At 58.8% G+C, this 19,332-nt stretch carries 25 protein-coding genes and 1 tRNA gene; 16 read left to right on the top strand and 10 right to left on the bottom strand.

Annotated elements, in window-relative coordinates; all coding sequences use genetic code 11:
* The first annotated feature begins 52 nt into the window (after nucleotides 1-52).
* The 6 genes from NHAM_RS12930 (at nucleotide 53) to NHAM_RS12905 (ending at nucleotide 6,186) form a co-directional block, all read left to right on the top strand.
* Entirely contained in the window at nucleotides 53-262 is a 210-nt protein-coding gene (locus NHAM_RS12930; RefSeq protein WP_011510979.1) for a type II toxin-antitoxin system Phd/YefM family antitoxin, read from the top strand.
* 885 nt (nucleotides 263-1,147) lie between these two features.
* Nucleotides 1,148-2,275 carry a tyrosine-type recombinase/integrase gene (locus NHAM_RS12925; RefSeq protein WP_011510978.1) on the top strand — a complete coding sequence of 376 codons (1,128 nt, stop codon included), beginning with the start codon at nucleotides 1,148-1,150 and terminating at the stop codon, nucleotides 2,273-2,275.
* A gap of 190 nt (nucleotides 2,276-2,465) precedes the next feature.
* Nucleotides 2,466-2,705, top strand: a complete 240-nt coding sequence (locus tag NHAM_RS12920; protein ID WP_011510977.1) for a helix-turn-helix transcriptional regulator — start codon at nucleotides 2,466-2,468, stop codon at nucleotides 2,703-2,705.
* Nucleotides 2,702-4,972: a DUF5906 domain-containing protein gene (locus NHAM_RS24045; RefSeq protein WP_011510976.1), complete on the top strand. Its 2,271-nt coding sequence runs from the start codon at nucleotides 2,702-2,704 to the stop codon at nucleotides 4,970-4,972. Before NHAM_RS12920 ends, NHAM_RS24045 begins: the two co-directional genes overlap by 4 nt.
* A gap of 739 nt (nucleotides 4,973-5,711) precedes the next feature.
* Complete coding sequence (locus tag NHAM_RS27600) at nucleotides 5,712-5,933, top strand: hypothetical protein (RefSeq protein WP_198136931.1); 222 nt, start codon at nucleotides 5,712-5,714, stop codon at nucleotides 5,931-5,933.
* On the top strand, nucleotides 5,887-6,186 hold the full coding sequence (locus NHAM_RS12905) for a hypothetical protein (protein WP_157043625.1): 300 nt from the start codon (nucleotides 5,887-5,889) through the stop codon (nucleotides 6,184-6,186). Before NHAM_RS27600 ends, NHAM_RS12905 begins: the two co-directional genes overlap by 47 nt.
* A 41-nt stretch (nucleotides 6,187-6,227) precedes the next feature.
* Here the strand turns inward: NHAM_RS12905 and NHAM_RS12900 are convergent, their stop codons facing one another.
* Nucleotides 6,228-6,770 (bottom strand): hypothetical protein, encoded by a 543-nt coding sequence (locus NHAM_RS12900; RefSeq protein WP_157043624.1) that lies wholly within the window; start codon nucleotides 6,768-6,770, stop codon nucleotides 6,228-6,230.
* Between the two features lie 203 nt (nucleotides 6,771-6,973).
* Here NHAM_RS12900 and NHAM_RS12895 point away from each other — a divergent pair, with 203 nt between their 5' ends.
* Genes NHAM_RS12895 through NHAM_RS12885 form a run of 3 tightly spaced genes read left to right on the top strand, consistent with a single transcriptional unit; the run spans nucleotide 6,974 to nucleotide 8,297 of the window.
* On the top strand, nucleotides 6,974-7,723 hold the full coding sequence (locus tag NHAM_RS12895; protein WP_245269881.1) for a hypothetical protein: 750 nt from the start codon (nucleotides 6,974-6,976) through the stop codon (nucleotides 7,721-7,723).
* A gap of 2 nt (nucleotides 7,724-7,725) precedes the next feature.
* Nucleotides 7,726-7,959: a hypothetical protein gene (locus NHAM_RS12890; protein ID WP_011510972.1), complete on the top strand. Its 234-nt coding sequence runs from the start codon at nucleotides 7,726-7,728 to the stop codon at nucleotides 7,957-7,959.
* Between the two features lie 2 nt (nucleotides 7,960-7,961).
* Nucleotides 7,962-8,297 carry a hypothetical protein gene (locus NHAM_RS12885; RefSeq protein ID WP_011510971.1) on the top strand — a complete coding sequence of 112 codons (336 nt, stop codon included), beginning with the start codon at nucleotides 7,962-7,964 and terminating at the stop codon, nucleotides 8,295-8,297.
* A gap of 30 nt (nucleotides 8,298-8,327) precedes the next feature.
* On the opposite strand, the gene NHAM_RS12880 is transcribed toward NHAM_RS12885, so the two are convergent.
* The gene (locus NHAM_RS12880) at nucleotides 8,328-8,588 is read right to left on the bottom strand and encodes a helix-turn-helix domain-containing protein (protein ID WP_011510970.1); all 261 of its coding nucleotides are present in this window, start codon (nucleotides 8,586-8,588) and stop codon (nucleotides 8,328-8,330) included.
* Nucleotides 8,589-8,667: 79 nt separating this feature from the next.
* Here NHAM_RS12880 and NHAM_RS12875 point away from each other — a divergent pair, with 79 nt between their 5' ends.
* From NHAM_RS12875 to NHAM_RS26740, 3 genes are all read left to right on the top strand, one after another.
* Nucleotides 8,668-8,991 (top strand): hypothetical protein, encoded by a 324-nt coding sequence (locus tag NHAM_RS12875; protein ID WP_011510969.1) that lies wholly within the window; start codon nucleotides 8,668-8,670, stop codon nucleotides 8,989-8,991.
* A gap of 85 nt (nucleotides 8,992-9,076) precedes the next feature.
* Nucleotides 9,077-9,574: a DUF2786 domain-containing protein gene (locus NHAM_RS24040; protein WP_011510968.1), complete on the top strand. Its 498-nt coding sequence runs from the start codon at nucleotides 9,077-9,079 to the stop codon at nucleotides 9,572-9,574.
* Nucleotides 9,528-10,205, top strand: coding sequence for an HNH endonuclease (locus NHAM_RS26740; protein WP_157043623.1), 678 nt, complete (start codon nucleotides 9,528-9,530; stop codon nucleotides 10,203-10,205). The genes NHAM_RS24040 and NHAM_RS26740 overlap by 47 nt, the downstream gene beginning before the upstream one ends.
* Here NHAM_RS26740 and NHAM_RS12860 read toward each other — a convergent pair.
* Together NHAM_RS12860 and NHAM_RS12855 are read right to left on the bottom strand one after the other, a co-directional pair.
* Entirely contained in the window at nucleotides 10,202-10,645 is a 444-nt protein-coding gene (locus tag NHAM_RS12860; RefSeq protein ID WP_011510967.1) for a very short patch repair endonuclease, read from the bottom strand. The genes NHAM_RS26740 and NHAM_RS12860 overlap by 4 nt on opposite strands.
* Before the next feature lie 4 nt (nucleotides 10,646-10,649).
* Nucleotides 10,650-11,291, bottom strand: coding sequence for a DNA cytosine methyltransferase (locus NHAM_RS12855; RefSeq protein ID WP_049769337.1), 642 nt, complete (start codon nucleotides 11,289-11,291; stop codon nucleotides 10,650-10,652).
* Nucleotides 11,292-11,374: 83 nt separating this feature from the next.
* On the opposite strand from NHAM_RS12855, the gene NHAM_RS12850 reads away from it, so the two are divergent.
* Nucleotides 11,375-12,454 carry an IS630 family transposase gene (locus NHAM_RS12850; RefSeq protein WP_081434946.1) on the top strand — a complete coding sequence of 360 codons (1,080 nt, stop codon included), beginning with the start codon at nucleotides 11,375-11,377 and terminating at the stop codon, nucleotides 12,452-12,454.
* Here NHAM_RS12850 and NHAM_RS29285 read toward each other — a convergent pair.
* From NHAM_RS29285 to NHAM_RS12825, 5 genes are all read right to left on the bottom strand, one after another.
* The gene (locus NHAM_RS29285) at nucleotides 12,437-12,913 is read right to left on the bottom strand and encodes a DNA cytosine methyltransferase (RefSeq protein WP_081435067.1); all 477 of its coding nucleotides are present in this window, start codon (nucleotides 12,911-12,913) and stop codon (nucleotides 12,437-12,439) included. The genes NHAM_RS12850 and NHAM_RS29285 overlap by 18 nt on opposite strands.
* Nucleotides 12,914-13,127: 214 nt before the next feature.
* Nucleotides 13,128-14,075 carry an O-methyltransferase gene (locus NHAM_RS12840; RefSeq protein ID WP_041358107.1) on the bottom strand — a complete coding sequence of 316 codons (948 nt, stop codon included), beginning with the start codon at nucleotides 14,073-14,075 and terminating at the stop codon, nucleotides 13,128-13,130.
* Between the two features lie 403 nt (nucleotides 14,076-14,478).
* The gene (locus tag NHAM_RS12835) at nucleotides 14,479-15,432 is read right to left on the bottom strand and encodes an ATP-binding protein (RefSeq protein WP_011510964.1); all 954 of its coding nucleotides are present in this window, start codon (nucleotides 15,430-15,432) and stop codon (nucleotides 14,479-14,481) included.
* A 329-nt stretch (nucleotides 15,433-15,761) separates the two neighbouring features.
* Nucleotides 15,762-16,088, bottom strand: a complete 327-nt coding sequence (locus NHAM_RS12830) for a hypothetical protein (RefSeq protein WP_041358106.1) — start codon at nucleotides 16,086-16,088, stop codon at nucleotides 15,762-15,764.
* Between the two features lie 249 nt (nucleotides 16,089-16,337).
* Nucleotides 16,338-16,412: transfer RNA gene (locus tag NHAM_RS12825), tRNA-Thr, on the bottom strand.
* Nucleotides 16,413-16,826: 414 nt separating this feature from the next.
* On the opposite strand from NHAM_RS12825, the gene NHAM_RS26735 reads away from it, so the two are divergent.
* The 3 genes from NHAM_RS26735 to NHAM_RS12815 all read left to right on the top strand — a co-directional run bounded on the left by NHAM_RS26735 (nucleotide 16,827) and on the right by NHAM_RS12815 (nucleotide 18,298).
* Nucleotides 16,827-16,985, top strand: a complete 159-nt coding sequence (locus tag NHAM_RS26735) for a hypothetical protein (RefSeq protein WP_157043622.1) — start codon at nucleotides 16,827-16,829, stop codon at nucleotides 16,983-16,985.
* A 227-nt stretch (nucleotides 16,986-17,212) separates the two neighbouring features.
* Entirely contained in the window at nucleotides 17,213-17,659 is a 447-nt protein-coding gene (locus NHAM_RS12820; protein WP_011510962.1) for a hypothetical protein, read from the top strand.
* Between the two features lie 66 nt (nucleotides 17,660-17,725).
* Entirely contained in the window at nucleotides 17,726-18,298 is a 573-nt protein-coding gene (locus NHAM_RS12815; protein WP_011510961.1) for a hypothetical protein, read from the top strand.
* A 68-nt stretch (nucleotides 18,299-18,366) separates the two neighbouring features.
* Here the strand turns inward: NHAM_RS12815 and rlmB are convergent, their stop codons facing one another.
* The gene (gene rlmB, locus NHAM_RS12810) at nucleotides 18,367-19,218 is read right to left on the bottom strand and encodes a 23S rRNA (guanosine(2251)-2'-O)-methyltransferase RlmB (protein ID WP_011510960.1); all 852 of its coding nucleotides are present in this window, start codon (nucleotides 19,216-19,218) and stop codon (nucleotides 18,367-18,369) included.
* Between the last annotated feature and the right edge of the window lie 114 nt (nucleotides 19,219-19,332).

Here is a 19,332-nt window from a genome sequence, read left to right as displayed (position 1 = left end):
CGAATTGGTGAGACACAGAGAAAGAGCGCCGCAGTCTGCAGCTAAGCCGAAGATGGACGAGGAATGTCATTATGAAGAACTCTCGCTCAACAACGCGAAGGCGGTATTGTCCGCTCCGGTTGATCGCGCTGTTGCGGGCGAGCCGACCATCATCACGCGGCACGGCCGTGAGGAAGCCATCCTCGTCTCCTTCGAGGAATGGGAGAGGATGTCAAAAGCGCCGAGCTTCACGGACTTGCCGCTGGCATTCCCGGCGAGCTAGAGATCATCAGATATGACGGAGTGCCATTCGCAATTGAGGATGTTGGGCAAAGGGGCCGATATGTAAGAAGGCAACGCTGAGAGCCTTACGCGGTGTTTGCCAGGCGCGTTAATGCAGACGCTTTATGATATCGGTGCTGACGGTCTTTTCTTAGCTGCCTGCGGAGTGTCGCTCAAGCTATCGCGCGTCGCTTTTGTGTGCTCGATCTGTCGATAATTCACTCGATCGTTGTCGATAGATTTGGAAACGACGTTCAGAAAAAGATCATGATTTTCTGTTGGAAAATCAGTGGCAAAAATTTTTTACGGATCGCTTTTCGGATTCGAGAGAGATGTCAGAATGAATTGCGTTGAGTGTTCAAAGCGCTATCCTGACTAAAAATAATCGAGTGGGAATGATATGATGTAGTTTGCGACGTATCGCGGACTATCGCCACCTCCATAATATTTACTCTCTTTCTCGATCGCTCGTAAGCAGACCGTTTTAACGGGTGTCCGTGACGGTATGCCTTTGGCGCTCTGAGCTATTTTGGCCAATACCGTCCAGAGCGGGTAGAAATGGCGCGTTGCCTACTTGGTAGCGCTGCCGGTGTAGCGGGGTCGTGAGTCTGCAGCCCGACAGCGGACCGCGCTCGATCCGATCAAGAGCCAAACTTGCTGCTGAGGACGGCTGGCTTGTCCCGAAAAATGGAGAAGAATGGTGCCGGCGGAGAGGATCGAACTCCCGACCTTCGGTTTACAAAATGGGCGAAGCTAGGCTGATGCAGGACGCATCATCGGAGATTATTGGTTCGCGGACAAGGTCTTACACGACATCGTAGGCGACGTGCGGTGATCCTCGGCGATCACCGTGCGGTGCTCAACCCGGTGCTCGGAGAAAGACCTCATGGCCGTCATGAACCTGACCGAGGCTCGCATCCGCGAGCTTCCCCTCAACTCTGGAATTTGGCGCGATGAGCAGGTCAAGGGCCTGATGCTCGTCTGCCACGCCACCACCAAGACCTTTGCGGTACAGGGCGACGTTCGCAGGAACGGACGCCATGTGCGGACCGTGCGAGTCAAGATCGACCGGGCGGATCGGATCGGCCTCCGCGAGGCCCGCAACCGGGCCAAGGCCATCATGTCGCAGATTCAGTCGGGCGTGGACCCGACCGCGGGACCGGAGGAGACCGGCATCACCGTTGCGCAGGCGCTTGAAACGCATCTCGGCGAGAAGCCGTTCCGCGAGGCGACGGTCGAGAGCTACAAATACAATGTCGATCATTATTTGACCCGCATCAGAAACCGGGCCGTGGTCGACCTCTCGCGCTCGGAGGTTCGGGACATCTACGAGCGCCTGCGAACCTTGAAGGGGCAGACCGTCGCCATTTGCGTGATGCGAACCTTGCGGGCGGTCATCAATACGGCGATGCGGTTGGACGAGACGATCACCGGCAATCCGGTGGCGGCGATCCGCCTGCCGACGCCGAAGCGGCGGGAGGTGGATGCAATCGACCTTACGGCTTGGTGGGAGGCGACCGAAACCTTGAGCCCGATCCGGCGCGATCTGCACCGCGCCTTCATGCTTACCGGAGCGCGGCGTTCGTCTCTCTTGCAGGTGCGACGGAATGACGTGGATTTCGAGCGGGGCGTGATCGTTTTCAAGCACATGAAGACCAGCGACCAGGCGATGATGTTTCCGATGGGGACTTATCTCAAGGACATGCTGAAGGCCCGGCTTGAGACGGATGCACCTTTGAACAGCGAATGGCTGTGGCCGTCGCCTACGAGTGCGAGCGGCAAGGTCGAGGAGCCGAAGGAGCCGCGCCGGGATTTGCCGAGCCCGCACGAATACCGGCATCTGGCCCGCACCATGTATATCGCGGCGGGCGTGCCCTACGCCGAGAGCGCCTTGCTGCTCGGACAGAAGCTCCCCGGCGCATCCGGTGGCTATGTCCATGCCGAACACCTCGTCGAGCACCTGCGCCCTCATGCCCAGGCGCTTGAGACGAAGGTCATGGCCGCTCGAAAATGAGTATTGCAACCGAGGCGCTTTTCCGCCTTGGTTGTCGTGCGCGCGACGGGGATGCCTTCTTGAGGCTTCGCGCATCGGCTGGTGACTGGGCCGACCCTATCCAGTGAGCAAGCAAGCGAGAGAGCCGGTCACACTTCCCATCAATCTCGCCGGCGCCTTTGCGCGCCAATGCTTACTGGAGGTGTGTCCCATGACGGACATCACGATCGATCTTGTCGAGAGCACGCTGCGGCGCGTTCTCGATGCCCACAACCGCTCGCCCTGGCACGATACGGAGTCGGCCGCCGCCTATATCGGCTGCGAGCCGGGAACGCTGAAGACCTGGCGCACGCGCGGCGAAGGCCCGCGCTACCATCTCATCAACAACAAGTCGGTTCGATACAACGTTGCGGACCTCGATGCCTTCGTGCGTGGGGAGGACAACCGATGAGTGACGTTCTGGAAAACGAGAACGGGCGCATCGGGGAGATCGATGCGCCCGCAGGTGCTCGGGAGAAGACTGCCGGGTTCGACGCCGACGTTGTTGAGAATGCCGAAATTGGCATTCCCGAAACGCCGTCGTTCCAGGATGCGAGTCTTCTCGATGAGTACGAACAGGCGGGGCACGGCGCCAAGCTGATCCGGCTTCGTGGAAAGGAGCCGGTCGGGCGCTGGAAGGACTTGCCCTCCATCGGTGTTGACGGCGGCAAGCGCTGGATGGCCAAGGGCGGCAACGTCGGCTTCAGGATGTCGAACACGGATTTGGTGATCGACATCGATCCGAGGCGTTTCCCCGATAGCGACGACGTGCTTGCTCGCTTCCTGCGGGACTTCGACCTGCCGGCGCACCCTTTCGTGCTGACGGGTGGCGGCGGATACCACCTCTATTTCAGGAAGCCGGCGGAAGATATCGTGAGATACGAGCACGATAACTATCCCGGCTTCGAGTTCCGAACATCTGGTCATTACGTTGTGTCGGCAGGCTCGGTGCATCCCGATACGGGCCGGCTCTATCGCTTCGACGACGATCCGTTGCGCTGTTCTCTGTCGGAGGCGCCGATGATGCCTGATAGGCTCCTGGACGCGATCAGGAAGCCGAATATTGAGGCTTCGAGCGATGAAGCCGGTGCGCTCGATCCCGAGACCCTGGCCGAATGGCTGGTCGACGTCGATCCGACCGAGTTCAAGGACCAGAGGAAGTGGCAGGACATGATGATGGCCTGCCACCATGCGACCAACGGCACAGGCGTTGACGAGTTCATTGTGTGGAGCACGTCGGACCCGGAGTATTCGGATTATAGCGAAGTCATACGGCAGCGCTGGGACCCGCTCGAAGCTATTCCGGACGGGATCACGGTCAGGACTCTGATCGGCTATCTGCCGCGGGAGAAGCGTCGAGAGGCGGTTGAGCTTATAAACAGAACCAACGCGCTGGACGACTTCCCCGACGACCTTGATGCCGAGCCGGACAAGACGCGCTCAGTGTGGGACGATTGGGTGTTCGTGGCCGATGCCATGCAGTTCGTGCGACGCGAGGACGGGAAGAAGTACCGAACCGACCAGTGGAAGGCGCTCTATGCCGGCCTCAATCCCGATGGCGAGGTTCTGAACGCCATCTGGAAGGGGCGCGTTCCGATGCGCAAGTTCGAGTCGCTGGTCTATCTGCCCGAGACCGGCGAGTTCCCCGATGGCGAGAGTGGGCGGCGCTACAACATCTGGCGCAAGGATGGTGTTGAAGCGAAGGCGGGAGACGTGACGCCTTTCCTGGTCCACTTGGCGTATCTGTTTCCCGACGGGAAGGACCGTGACCACGTTCTCGACTATCTCGCCTTGCTGGTGCAGCGGCCTGCCGACAAGATCCACTTCGCCTTGCTCATTCGTGGTGCTCAGGGGACCGGCAAGAGTTGGATCGGCCGGTTGATGGAGAGGATCGTGGGCAGCCGGAACACCGTTCGTCCGTCGAACGAGGAGGTCGTGTCGCACTGGACGGCGTGGATGGAAGGCGCGCAGCTTGCCGTCATCGAGGAGTTGATGACGCTCGGGCGCAAGGAGGTGGCGAACAGACTCAAGCCTGCGATCACCGATCCGACCATCAGGATCGAGGAGAAGAACTGCTCGCTGTACTCGATTCCGAACTGCCTGAACTTCATCGGCTTCACCAACCATGAGGATGCCCTGCCGATCGAGCATGGCGACAGGCGCTGGCTTGTGGTGTTCTCGCCTGCGAGGCCGAGAGACAGTGCCTACTATCAGGGCCTGTTCGAGTTCCTCGATGGCGATGGCGCTGCATACGTCAAGCACTGGCTGCTCAAGCGGAAGGTCGGCTTGAACCCGCATGGCGTGGCGCCGTTCACGGCCGGCAAGGAGGCGATGCGGCGCCTGTCGATCGGAGACGCCGAGGCGTATCTCCTCGAATTGTTCGAGGAGCGTCAGCCGCCCTTCGACTTCGACCTGGTGCGTGTCGATGAACTTGTCGATGCCGTGCCTTCGGCGCTGCGTGGACGCTCGAACCTTCGGGCTCGGGTGTCGAAGTTCCTCAAGGACGAGATCGGCGCCGTCAGCCATGCCCGTTACACCAAGGCCGACAGGCAGCGTCCTGCCTATCAGCTTTGGTCCGTGCGCAATCATGACATCTGGGACAATATCGGCGCTTCCGGCAGGATCGACGCCTATCTGAGCCACAGGTCGGATGACGTGCTCGATCAGTTCAAGCGGTAGACAGGGGCGACAGCCGGTGGATGGCCGTCGTCGTCCACCAGCTTCGCTAAGAAATTCATGGCCTTAAGCTTAGAGTAGACAGGTAGACAATCGATTTTTCAGATTATGGCAGGATGGATAACGACGGCCCAATGAAGGGCATGGCGACATCGACGCTGGGAGCCTTATGAACTTCGAAACGTCGAGAAAGCTCTGTCTACCTGTCCACCTTCACGCTTGGAAAACACACGCGACACGCAGGCCCCGTGGGCCTCGCGCGCGTGGCGCAGTCAGTCAGCGGTGGTCATGGAAGCCTTCGATGACATCGGCCTTGGCGAAAGCACAGGAAAGGGCATCGAAGCTGCCCAGGACGCTGCCAGGATGCCAGAGCATCTAATCAGCGATTGGAAGGCTTGAGTCCCGAAGGCGAGTCCGATCAAGGGCATGGTCGTCTTCGTCTTCCAAAGCACCGGCCCAGGCACCGGGAACCTCTCCATGATGCCGAGAGGCGAGTGAGTGCCTAGAGGGGCATGAGGCAATCATGCAGGGCGATTGCAGCCGCACGACGGCGGGAGTGAAACCCACTTTCCGTTGCAAGGCGGCCGGCGTCCTGTGGCTGCCACCGGCACGATGGCCGTCCCTTTTGAAACCGAGCCGGCAAGCTCACACCTGGAAAAATATGCGAGGCAATTGCTGGCGTCCCGCACGCTCCGCAAGCCGCATTCTCTTGCGTGAGGAATGCGATGAGCCGAGCGATCGATTGATCGAGGTTTTGCCGAAATTCAGGTGGCCCGAGCGATTGAACGGTTTCCTCGCCGTTGTCGGTGATGGTCCTACCGATACGTCCGGCCCGGTCGGACTCGATCCTCGTGTCATCGCCAGGATGGAGCCGGCAGACCGCAATGCGCTCATCGGCTTGTTGGAGAAATACCTCGATGTCGAACAGCGTGGACAGCAACAGCCGATTATCATCGAAGGCTAGCGCGGCAACCCGGCTGCTTCGCGACCTGATGGCCGCCGAGGATTTGGTCGCACGGCTTGACGCGACCGCTCCTGAGACTTGTCGCCATCATGGCGGGGCACAGGCGATGCTCGCCGGTCTTGGCGGCGCCATCACCTGCATCGGATTCTGGCGGTTGGATTTCGGCGCCACGCCCGAGGGTGTGGTGTTGTGGGAGAGGATGGCCGCTGAGCATCAGGCCGTTCATCGCGGCAATGCAGGCGAAAATTCGTGAACGTTGCCGGTGGATTTTTTACAGGCGAAACGAATGAGCTTCTATTTATCAACTTGCACCACTTTGTAGGGGTTCATGCCTGATAAAAGCCGTTTCTTGATCTCATCAATCTCTGCGATTGCCTTCGCGGGATTGCGGCGAACGCCTTTGCCTATTTCAAAGCCATCCCTGTAGGCAACGCGATGAGCACCTTCCTCTCGCCATTCAATCTTCGGATCGGGCACGAAATCAAATGAATCCGCGCTCTCAAAGGGCGCCGGCGTTACACAGATGTATTGGCCATCCTGTCGAATAATCGAATGTAAAACGTAATTGTCTTGCTGAATCCACCACCCAGTCACCTGCTTCGTCAGGCCTTCTGGATCGTTCTTTTCCATGAACGCAGCGTTCTGGTGGCACTGACGTGCGACCATCCGCATATAAGCCAATTGGTCATCCGGGCCGCGCCTAACAGTGATTATGGGAAGCGCTTGAATCTCAGAGACGGTACGGGCTTCCCAGTCGGTTGGCTCAAAAGACCATTCTTCCAGATCGGCGAGGAATGCTTTTCGCATCGCTTCAAGTTTACGCTTTCCTTCCCCCATGCCTTGTTCCCCATTATCTAATTGGGGAGGCACGATACACCTGTCTCGTATCAATGGTGTCGCTAAATCTTCGATCGCTACATCCTGACACCGTCCGGGCCGATGTTGATCGGCCCGAACCGCGATGGCGGTGACGAAAGGCGGCTGTGCCGCGCCTGTTCGCTCATGGGCCTTCGCGCGATGCGGAGCGAAAGGAGCAGACCATGGCGGTCAAGAAAGCGGCCCTTGCAAGCAACTGGCTGTCCGTGACGGACGTGATCCAGCGGCTCGGCCGGGCCCGAGAAAATCGCGATCAGCACGCACGATTGCTGAATACCCTTGAAGGCCAGGTGACGCAGCGTCGGATCGACGTCGAGCGCAGCCTGGCCGACCTTCCTTCCAACGAGCGATCCAAGGTCGTGACCCGCGCGGTCAACGGCCATCGCGCCGAGCTACGTCGCAAGTCCGCCGACGCACGTCTTGCGTTGGTGCGCGAGGCGGGCCGTCTCCGCGACGAGGTCGCCGCCGTGCGCATGCACTTCGAGTCTCCGATGCAGATGCTGATGCGCGAGAGTCTGGGCAGCGAGCGCCGAAGCCGGCTGATCGGTCAGATCGCGCAGTCCGGCCCGACCGAATTGGCGTCGTTGGCCTCCTACGCAGCCGCAACGAAGGACAAGGAGTTGGGCGCGGCGCTCTGCACCCGCGTCTCGATGCTGCCGGTTCACGATCGACCGTTCTCATCGCATGAACTGGCCGACGCCCTGGTCGGCGAGAGCCACCGCAACGTGACGCAGGCCGTCATGGAGGTGGAGCGCATCGCGGTCGAGACGCTGCACGCCGACTCTACGTTCGAGACCGGCCGGACGAACCTGACCCGCAACCTTCAGTCTGCCTTCATGCGTCGTGACGAGGCGGCGGTCGGCGCCGATCTCTCCGACCTCGACGCACTCACCGCTAACAAAGAGGAGGAATGACCATGCCGAGCTACATCGTCTACGCCAAGGAGGCCAACACCATGCGCGCCGACCGGCGCAATTCCATCATCGTCAACGCGGCAGATGCCGAGACGGCGCGTGCGGAAGCGGAAGCCTTGATCGGCCCGGCTACGGGCGCGCTCGCCGGCTTCGCCGTGGTGGACATCGCCTCGGCCCCCATCTTCGTCGTGCGCGGCCACCAGCCGACGCGCGGCATCACCGGAGAGGTTTTGTGACCATGTCCGTGCAAATCGTAGCTGACGCGGCCGAGGCGAGACGCAGGCTCGCCGGCCGCAACCGGTTGACGCTGTTCAACGCCTATTTCCGTCTGCACATGCCGCGGGAGATGTTCGACGCCTGCGATGCAGGCCCGAGCACCTGGTGGGATATTCCGGCCGACATCGCGCTGCTGCGCGGCTACGGCTCCGAGACGAAGCTGACCACGGCCGGCGTGCTTCTGCTGCTCGGCTATATCCCTGTGCGCGGCAGGACCACGACCACCTATCGCCGTAGCAACATATGGGACGAAGACCTCGACCGGCTCTCCCGCATCGAGCCGATTGTCTATCAGTGAAAGAGTTTCGTACGGCGAAGCCGTTAGCGGTCAGGTACGGCCCTTCGGCGGCGTCAGCAGCGCCGCCGGCGTGGTCTTGAGATTCAGCGCCAGCTTGACGATCAGGTCGAGCGACGGATTGCGCAAACCTCGCTCGACACCGGAAATGTAGGTCCGGTCAATCTCCGCCTCCAGGGCAAGCGCCTCCTGCGACAGGTCGAGGGTCTTTCTCGCTGCCTTCACGTTCTGCGCCAGGACTCTCCGGTAGTCCGCCATGACCGCATGGCGTCGGAATGTGGACTTACCGTCCACGGACTCATCGTCACATTTCTATTCGCAAGCGACGATGTAGACGATAATCTACAGGCGAAAACCAGCCGGTGGATGCCTCTTGGACGCTATCTCGACCGTCGCGAACTGGATTTATGCGGGCATCGCCACTTGGTACGGGGCGGCGGTGGTCGGCGGCGTCCTCATCCTGGTCGCCGAGAGACTCGACCGCAGGCGGGAGCCGTCCGACGCCGACGTGCGGCACGCCGCTTCCCGCTATCGTCAGCACTACGGCGAACATGCCTTCCATGTGATCGGCGACCACATGCTGGCGGCGTCCTTCGCTCCGGACGGTCGGCACAGGCGATTCCTCAAGCGGGTATCGGCCGAGTTGCTGGCCACCGCCGTGACCGACGACGCCCGCGCCCGCGCCATCGAGCCCTGAAGATTTCCCCTCCAGGCCCGGCTCGCGGACGAGGGAAACCGCGACAGCATGGTCTCTGCGGCATCCCGCCGCCGGAGACAGGACCATGACCAAGACGAAGAAGCCAAGCGCGAGGGAACTGCCGCTGGTCAAGCGGCGCATCGCGGCGCTGCTGGAGAAGACCGAGGCGAACGGCTGCACGCCGGGCGAAAATGCCGCCGCTTTCGAGAAGGCGGAGGAATTGGTCGCCAAATACAAGCTCAACCCCGACTCGTTCCGGTGGCCGTCGAGGCCATCGACGCCATTCGGCTCGGCAAGGTCCGGACCGGGCGCATCGAAGCAGCCACCGGCCGCCGTGCCGAGCCGTGGACGCGGCATCGGCAAGCTCGCCGAGCGGCTGATCGTCGAGCACCCGGACTGGACCTACCGGCGGATCGCTCAGGAGGTCAATGGGCGTATCGCGGGTGCGGCTGCCAGTGATAAAAGCGTCAGATGGTATGCGAGCCGATTGCGCAAGCGAGCGAACGAAGCCGGCGCATCCCGATCAACGGAATCAGATGGGCGAAAAGGTCGAAACCGCAAATATCGAGACGATCTCGATTAAATTTGGGAAGCTCGAAGCTGCGCTCGCGGCAGGCTTGTCTCGCGAGCGGTGCTTACGTCTATGGAGCGAGTTCATTCGCGAGCGCGACGGCCATCGTTGTGTCGATTGCCATTCTCGCCATCGGTTGTCTGCGCATCATATTTGTCGCAAGTCTCTTTTGAAGGCGGCAGAGTTTCAGACAGGAAATGGGATCACGCTCTGCTCGTCGTGCCATGGAGAGATGCATCAAGGCTTCAACGGGCGACCGAATTTTGAATTACCCGTGGATGCCCAAAATGGAGAAAAACTCCATCTGATGGAGCGCCTCTACAGCATTCTCACCGACGATGCGGTCGAACGCGGCTTGATGCGAGAAGAATTCTACTTTCTGAGCGATGAGGTGCTTATGTCCTTCAAGCGAATGCAGGGGTATGAATGGGCGGACTTCCCTGGGGCAAGAATCGAGCAGGCATATTTGATATTAGCCGAATGCGAATACGGCATTCGGGAGAGTGCGGCAAAAACGGAGGGCGTCCCGGTACCTGATCGACCTCTGCTGCCTGGGGGCATGTATTTGGTCTATCCCCAGAACGAAGGGCAGCCACGTAAAACAGTTCTCATGCAGACCTACGTGCCCCGTTGGAACGTCTAGCCACGTGTACTGCGAACCATATATTGAGCCCTTTTCTTGAAGGCTTGAGAGAGCTTGGCTCCGAGCTTGTCGACGTTTTTGGTTTCGCACTCCCAAACAGTGAGAACAAGCCAGCCCTGCTTGCGCAATAGTGCAACATTTTTCTTGTCGCGCCGGACGTTCGTTTCGAATTTGTCCTGCCAGTATTCGGTTCGGCTTTTGGGGGTGCTTGCCTTCGCGCAACCCGGGTGCCGATGCCAGAAGCAACCGTGGACGAAGATTGCCGTCCGCCACTTGGGAAAAACAAGATCCGGCGTTCCTGGCAGTTGTTTTCGATGGAGGCGGAATCGTAATCCTAGCGAGTGAGCAACCTTTCTCACCACGATTTCAGGCGTGGTGTTTTTGCCGCCTACGCGAGACATCAGCCAGGATCGTCGTTCTGGCGTCAGTCGGTCTACCAAAGGATCACTCCGCTGCGACTTGAAATCTTCGTCCGGTTTCTATGCGTGTCGCAATCAACGAAAATATGGCCTTGGACATGATGGGTGAGACGCTGTTGCCGATCATTCTGAAACTGTGCCAAACGGTCGGATGGAATCGGAAATCGTCTGGGAAGCCCTGAAGTCGAGCTCCTTCTCTGACCGTTATCACACGCGGTTCGTCGGGGTGAATCGGTCGCACGGATTGAAACGATCCGCGATCGTTGCCGGTGCCTGCACGTAGTGTCGGACACTGGCCATCCCAGCTAAGTCGCGGGTGTCGTCCGATCGCTTCGACGCCGCCTTGCTCCACCTTCTTGAACCGCTTAATCACCTCGGGAGTATGGGAGGTTCGTCTGTGCCCGGTGAACGTCCCGTCTTCGTTTCGGAGACAGGCCGCATACTGACTTGGACGCCCCGGCTGTCTGATTTTCCATTGATCGTATTCGCCGTCGTTATCGAGTTGGATGGCGGTAGCGAGATCGGAAATCGCAGCGCGAACGGTCGTCGCCTTCTGCTTTTTCGTCTCGATGTCGGACTCGGTGACGTTGTCGCAGCGAGCCGGATCATAACCTATGATGAACAAGCGGGGGCGCCGGGTAGCCGCGCCGAATTCGGCAGCATCCAAGACGAGCGGACCTAGTGGATCGCGTCTGACATTTGAATCCGGGATGGGATTCCCATCTGACTGGATGCATGCGAGTCTGGCGCATGCGAACCGGAATTTTCATCACCCTTAAGCCTGCCGACCGCCGCCATCTGAAGGCGCTGGCGCGGAATCGCAACACCCCACACAAGCATGTTTGGCGGGCCGAGATCGTACTGTTGAGCGCGGACGGTTTCGGCACCCATGAGATCATGCGCCGGACCGGCAAGTCGAAGACCTGTGTGTGGCGCTGGCAGGAACGCTTCATGGTGGCGGGTTATGACGGCCTCCTGCACGATAAGACACGCCCCTCGCGCATTCCGCCGCTGGGGTCGGGCATCGCTGAACGCGTCGTGGCGCTCACCCGGACCGAGCCGCCAGCAGAGGCGACCCACTGGACCTCGGCCATGATGGCGAAGGTCGTCGATATCAGCGCGAGTTCCGTTCAACGCATCTGGCGCGCCCATGGGCTGCAGCCGCACCGGGTGAAACAGTTCAAGCTCTCCACTGACCCGCGCTTCGTCGACAAATTGCGCGATGTCGTCGGCCTCTATGTCGATCCGCCCGCCCATGCCGTCGTTCTCTCGGTCGATGAAAAAAGCCAAATCCAGGCGCTCGACCGCACCCAGCCCGGCTTGCCAATAAAGAAGGGTCGCGCCGGGACGATGACCCACGACTACAAGCGTCATGGCACGACGACACTGTTTGCGGCCCTCAACGTCCTCGACGGCACCGTCATTGGCCGCAATATGCAGCGCCATCGGCACCAGGAGTTCATCCGCTTCCTCAACGCCGTCGAAGCGCAGGTGCCGCCGCGAAAGCAAATCCACGCTATCGTCGACAACTATGCAACCCACAAGCACCCGAAAGTGCGCCAGTGGTTGGCCCGGCATCCCCGCTGGGCCTTCCACTTCACGCCCACATCAGCATCCTGGCTCAACGCCGTCGAGGGCTTCTTCGCCAAACTCACAAAACGACGACTGAAACGCGGCATCTTCCGATCGGTCGTCGACCTGCAGGCTGCAATCAATCGCTTCGTAATCGAACATAACGCCGAACCGAAGCCCTTCACATGGACTGCCGATCCCAACAAAATTATCCGAGCCGTCAGACGCGGGCACCAAGTGTTAGATTCCATCCACTAGTACATTATACTTGCCTGGAACGAGGCTTAGCGCATCATCCAGCGTCGGGCGCGCGTCCGCGTACCCTAGCCCTTTTACGTTCTCCATCACGAAGAATGACGGATTCAGTTCGGATACCAACCGAAAAAAGTGCCCAAGAAGGGTTCGCCGCGGATCGTTCACGTTGCGATGCCCGATTGCGCTGAATGCCTGGCAAGGTGGGCCGCCGAAAACCCCGTCGACCTGCCCCCCAGCCTCTTGTCGAATTTCAGCTCCCGTTACCTTCGATAGGTCGGCGAGTTTGAGTCGTGTATGTGGATGATTGACAGAAAACGACGACGTGAGAATAGGATCGACATCGAACGCGACCGTAGGCGCCAGACCGGCCGCTTCAGCCCCTAGCGAAAACCCCCCACACCCGCAGAATAAGTCAACGATTCTGGGTGCCTCTTGCACAAAACAGCCCTTTCCCCCGATCATCACAACCGGGGTCATACCTCATTTGTCAAGAGTCGTCGAACGGGGAAACGATCCCGCCAGACGTATTTTTACATCAGAATCAAGAACAAATCGAGACCGACGCCACGTGTGTCTCAATCCTCTCGGGTGGGCAGGGCAAGGTTACTATTTTTTGCCTCGCGCGGTGACTGCTGCTGCAACCCTGTAACCCACATCGACAAAAGGATCGATCAGACTATGTCGTGATCTGTGCGAAGGCTGGGTAATATCGATAATACCGCTCGAAGGCCCTAATCTGCTCTTCCTCAAGATCAAAGCCGAGTCTTTGAACCGCCTTCCGATCTAGCGAACGTTTCCTGGGTAGCTCTGCCTGTAAGACAGCAACTTCTCGCAAAGTGAGATGAGGCGCGATTATTGGCATCGGAGGGAATCCGGGCCATGTGGCGCTACTGGTGGCTTCTCTCGCTGCCGGCACCGCGCCCTTAGCTGGCAATAGTCCACCAACTGTAACCATAGGAGTGCCATCCTTGTAGATGAGGCGGAAAGCCGGCAGAAAACCACCAGGTCGAGCAGCCGATACTGCAGTCGAAATCAAGAAGTCTTCAAGTAATTTTCCAAGCGTTGAAGGAAGTTGATCTTCTTGACAAGCGTCTTGCGACAAATCATCCGGAACGACAGAGCCAAGCAATGACTTGATACGTTGCGGTCTGTTTTTCGGTGCTTTTGCTATCGGACCGCCTGAGGCATTTATAGTCATCAGGAATATGCTATTTTGCGGGGCTCCCTCAATGACCGCTCGCATGTCATCAACGGTCGACTCCTCCAAGGATCGATCATAGTCGAGCCACATTAGCCAAGGCTTCGATTGGAGCTTCTTGTCCGATAAGAGCTTCGGGATTACGTCATTCGAAAACCCGGATTCAATACGAACTGTCTTAAACGGTCGATTGAAGTTCGCGCGCTTGGCGCCTATCTCATCGCCCTCGATGGAGATCATATCACGAATACGCAACTCGCGATGAGCTAGGGTGAAATCAGTGAACCAGATAGATCCAAATCCGATGTAGATTAGCTCGTCGATCGTCGAGCTCGCCTGAAGTGTCTTAATTCCATCAAAAACCAAACTTCTCTGAATAGACTTGTTTGGTCGAAGGCTGTAGTTCACAACATTGAACGAAGCCATCACTCGTCTCCGACGAGATCTGTATACGCGTGTTCGAACGAATTTATGCCGACGTCTTTATAGCTCATATTCACGTTGCCAAGTCCATCGGCTAGGGATCTCACCCTCTGTAGGGGCATGGAGTAGCTGATATTCGCCATCTTTACTTTTGGCTTCGCTACAATTTGCGGCAGAGCAACAGCCTCTCTCTGCGCCACCTCAAATATAGACTTCGGTTTAGCTTGATTTTCGTAACGCTTAGCGTCGTCGATCGCTTGCTTGCGGATGTTGGTGTAACTGATCCATTGCTTGGATACGTCTCGCATTCGAGGTTTAGCGCGCCTGTAAACGCTAGACGAAACATCTACACTTCGCTTTGTCGTGGTGAGCGGAAGCAATCCAGCGTTCTTCGAGGAAAAAACGATTATGCCCATGAAGCCGGAGTATTGCGGATGCCATTGAGGCCAACCATCTGTGCCCCACCCAGAAATATCGCTTTTATCAGCAGCAAGAACAATTCGTCCGTTGCAGCAACATACCAGCCAAATCTGTTGTCTCCGTCCGAAGTTTCGTCTGGTTCAGAACTTTCAGGTGGAGGAGCAGCCATGCCAGCCAGAAGTTCGACGTTGACTGGGTCGCCATTATCTCCGTCTGAGTACGAAATCCTCATAGGCTCCATACCACCGCCTTGGAGAAGTTCTATCTTCCATCCCTTTATATTTTCGCCATTCACCAGAACGGATAGTCCGCGACGAATATGTAGAGCGTAGTCTCGACCAATGGTGCGTTTGAGGTCTTGAATAAATACAGGGCTGCTAAATGATGCTGCAATGCCTTCATGAAGATCTTCTACAGCAATCTCAACTCCCTTGGCGGGAAGGGCGTCTGCTGTCTCAATGTCGAAATCCCAATCGCGTTTTTGATCGGCAAGCCATGTCGGCACATCGATGGGCACTCTAAACGATTCCGTATTTCCTTCTTTGGAGGTGTACGTACTCCTAATTGCAATCTGCTCGCCGATTTTGAAGACGGCGCGTTTCATGCCTATACCGTAAACTCCGATACTGTAGTTATCAGGCGTGTCCTTATCTTTTCTGCCGAATGTAAAAGCGTACTCGACAGCATCGTCTAACGTTATCCCTCCGCAGTTATCTCTTATAGAAAAACGCTTTGGTGAGGCTTCAATTTCGATTCGATATTTCGAGAGATCGGCCCCGTCTGCGAGGCTCATTGGCCTGCCGCCTTCGAGCTTCCAAGCCCCATCGACGCTGTTGTCGATTAAATCCAGGATGCAATCTTCGAGAGAAATATCACGGGTAATCATCCGTACGAAGAAAGCCTTCGTCGGATTCGCGTCAGCCTTCACAGTTTGCGCCATGCAGCCCCCCCCCGCGCAAAGATGCTTTTATCAAGCAATGATTAGTTGACCTGCCCCCCTGAAACAACCGTCTTGTCAGAGCAATTCGCCTGCGCAACCATGTGGTTTTGACAATTTTGAGCAGCCGCTTCCATATGAGACAATTGTCCCTCCCGTTCGATTCGCAAGAGAGTCCAAGTTGCCGTTCTCGGTCGACGCCGGAGTGTGTCTACTGCGGGTCGGCTGCAACCACGAAAGACCACGTGCCTCCAAAAGCTTTTCTCGAAAAGCCTTTTCCTATTAATCTGAGGACGGTGCCGGCATGCCGCTCTTGTAACGAGGGGTGGTCTTTAGACGAAGAATATATGGCTGTTGTCTTGGCGCAAGTCGGTCATCAACCGCACTTGATGCGAAAGGTCGAGCCCGGCGGTGTGATAGATCGTGCGCTTTCTGCTTCGCCGCGGTTGGACGAGTTTATAACGAACGCTTTGCAGATAGCACAGGACGGTCGTGTTTGGTTTCAGCCAGATCTCGGTCGAATCACGAAAATCACAACGAAGCTGGCATTCGGGCTTTTTTGCCTGAGGTATGGCCAAGGCACATTCTTGCGAGATTTCTCGACCCACTGGCTCGGTGGCCCTGGCGAGGAAATCCCTCAGCACCTTTTGGCTGCCCATTGGATGTGGCCTGGTATCCGTCGGAAGCGTCGGACGATAGTGCAGAAAGGAGTGTTCAGCTTTATGTTTGCCCGAGGATGGATGGCAGATGATGCTCCACTTTATTGTATGATGGACTTTCACGAAACCATATTTGCTGCCGTTTCCTGTCCGGCGCCCGTTGGGCGAAAGGCAGATAAACGCTTGCGCTCAAAGCCGTGGAAATAAGGCGAGAAGGGTAGCAGCGCACCCAGAGCATTCGGAAGGAAATGGTGCCGGCGGAGAGGATCGAACTCCCGACCTTCGGTTTACAAAACCGCTGCACTACCGCTGTGCTACGCCGGCCCCGGCGGACACCGATTTCCGGTGCCTATTCGGTACTTGTTCGGATCGCGTCGACCTTAAGCGCATGATCCGATTCGCCTTCTTGCCTCAAGGCCCTCCGATTACAAAACCGCTGCGGATCTAAACTGCCTCGCGCACTGATGATAAACCACGATCGATGCGGGAGACAGCGGGCCGTCATGCATCGATGCAAACGTTTGGCCTGCATTGAGGCGTCTGTGTATGGCGGCTTGCGGGTTGCCGTCAACGGGGGCTGCGGTAAGCGAGGGCGCGTGCTGCACTCGGCCGCGGCCCGGAGCAGGCGAGTGCGATTCGGGGCCGCGCTTCAAATCGTAAACGACCCCTGAATCCCCACAGGCGTGCCGGAAAAATATTGCCGGGACTCACAGGGTGGAATCGCCTGAAGTTCCGGTCATGGAAACGATGCCGAAACCGGCGACCGACGGCGTGCAACTGGCGCTGTCCATCGCGTTGTTTGCAGCCTTCTCGGTAAATCTGGTTTTGCTAGGCTGCGAGAGCATTTTCCGGTTAGTGGAACCCGGTTCACGTGAAGAAAATGCCCTCAATCAATAATGTGCGCGTATTCTGATCGCAAAACCGGTATCCACTTCTGCGGAATACGCGCCAACTGTAGCAAGGGCCGCGCCCGCGCGCCCCGCGTTAACATTTCGATAGCGGGATCTGTCGCAATTGAACGCCGGCGCAGGCACGCACGTTAGGCTTACCGGCAGTTTCGGCGGCGGCTTTAACCCTTGCGGGCGTCGGTTCGATTAGGGTCTGCCGTAAACCGGACCCCTGTGATGCGTATCGGACTTGCGTTGGCCCTTTTGATCGGGACGTCGTTGACGGCGCTGGCCGACAGCGGTCCGGTGATCGTGATTCCCGGCCGTCCCGGCGTTCCCGTCATCATCAACGGTGTCGATGCCTCCTACGCCATCGTCGAGGGCGACTGGGGCCTTGCCCGACGGAACCACGTGCAGCCGACGGTGTACGGCGGACGCTACGTCGATCCGGAGCCGCATGTCGGTCATTATTATCCGAGCCTCGGTCACGCGCCCGGTTACGGGCGCCTCGAAATCGAGCCTCCGGCAAATCGCAAGCTGCCGCCGCGCGCCGAGAGCTTTCATCAGTCGTGGTCGGCCCGGTCCGACCCGACGCCCGTGCAATCCGACGTACCGCAGACGCCTCCGGCGGTGATCCTCGCGCCCGAGATCGGACCCTCAGGTTTGCCCCGAGGTTTTCGCTGAAGATCCACGACAGTTTCAAAAGCCAACGACCTCAAATCGAGCAAAGAAAACAGCAGGAGAGAGTCAATGCGTCAGATGATTTCAGGATTGGTCGCGGCTGCGGCCATAGTGGCCGCGAGCGCTGCGCCCGCGATGGCGTGCGGTGGGCTGTTCACGAGTGGATGTTCGCCGTGCCAGGCTTACAGCCCGTGCGCGCAAGGTTATTATCAAGGCTATTACGGCGCGGGATACGGCTTTGCCCCCTATGAACGCCTGCCGTCTCCGACACAATACTATTACGTCAATCAGGGGCCGGCCTTCGGCGGTCCGGGCAACTTCGCGCCGGTGCCGACCTATCAGGAAAGCGCCGTCTCCGGATGGAATGCCTATAGCCGTCCTTATTACTACCCCTACGACGGTGGTCGTTACGCCAATGCCATGCATCATTACTATGACGGCGCGCGCGTGACCGGCCCGGTCGTGTACAGCTATCGCTGGCGCCACCCGCGTTCGCATTACGGTGTGTATCGCCATGGCCCTCGTTACGGCCATGCGCCGCGCCACTATGGCCATCGCTTCGCAGCCCCGCGCGTGGTCTACGGATCGCGGCACTATCATCATCATGGCCACCGCCATCACGTGCCGCGCCGCCACCACTGATCTGACACTTATCCGAGAAAACAAGCGCCCGTTCGCAACGCCATGCGAGCGGGCGTTTTCGCGCGCCGTCAGCGCATCAGGCCGAGACGGCTGGCACCGATATAGAGCGCGAGCACTGCGGCATTGGAGACGTTGAGACTCTTGATGTCGCCGGGCATGTCGAGGCGCGCGACCGCGTTGCATGTCTCCCTGGTCAACTGCCGCAGGCCCTTGCCTTCGGCGCCGAGCACCAGCGCCAGCGGTTGCCGCAGTTGAATAGCGGCGAGATCCTCGCCGCCGGCGCTGTCGAGGCCGACGGTCATGAAGCCGCGGTCGTTCAGTTCGGTCAGTGCCCGCGCCAGATTCTGCACCAGCACGAGCGGCACAAGCTCCAGCGCGCCGGAGGCAGACTTTGCCAGCACGCCGGTGGCCTCGGGGCTGTGACGTGCCGTGGTGACGATCGCCTTCACAGCAAAAGCTGCGGCCGATCGCATGATCGCGCCGACATTGTGTGGATCGGTGATCTGGTCCAGCACCAGCACGATGCCTTCCTGCGCCAGCGTGTCGATATCCGGCGAGGGCAGGGGATCGGCTTCGGCGAGCAGCCCCTGATGCACCGCGTCTGGGCCGAGACGCTGGTCGATCGCACTCGGGCGCACGATCTCGGGCGTGAGCCGTGTCTCGATGTTTTCATTGGCGAGCCGCCGTGCCGCGTTTTCGGTCAGCAGCAGCTTCCGGATTCGGCGGCGCGGATTGGCCAGTGCGGCCGTCACCGTGTGCCAACCGTAAAGGATGGCCGGGCCGTCGGCTCCGGTCTCGCGGCCATTCCGCGCCGAACCTCGCCCCGGTGGGCGTTTCCGGTCTCCGGCTTTCCTGGCGTGGCTGTCTCCCCATGGCCGGGACGCGCGCCGGAATCGTGGGTGTGGATCACGATCGCTCATGCGCGCTTGTCTCACGGGCCTGAAACAATGGCAATTTCATCGTTCGATGTGCGGAAACACGCAATCCCCGCCGCTCTCGGTTGACTTTGACGGGGTGCTTCGCTCATAAACGCG

This window comes from Nitrobacter hamburgensis X14 (assembly GCF_000013885.1).
GTDB lineage: Bacteria > Pseudomonadota > Alphaproteobacteria > Rhizobiales > Xanthobacteraceae > Nitrobacter > Nitrobacter hamburgensis.
The sequence above is the reverse complement of the archived record's forward strand: the minus strand, read 5'-3'. Positions and strand labels throughout refer to the sequence as shown.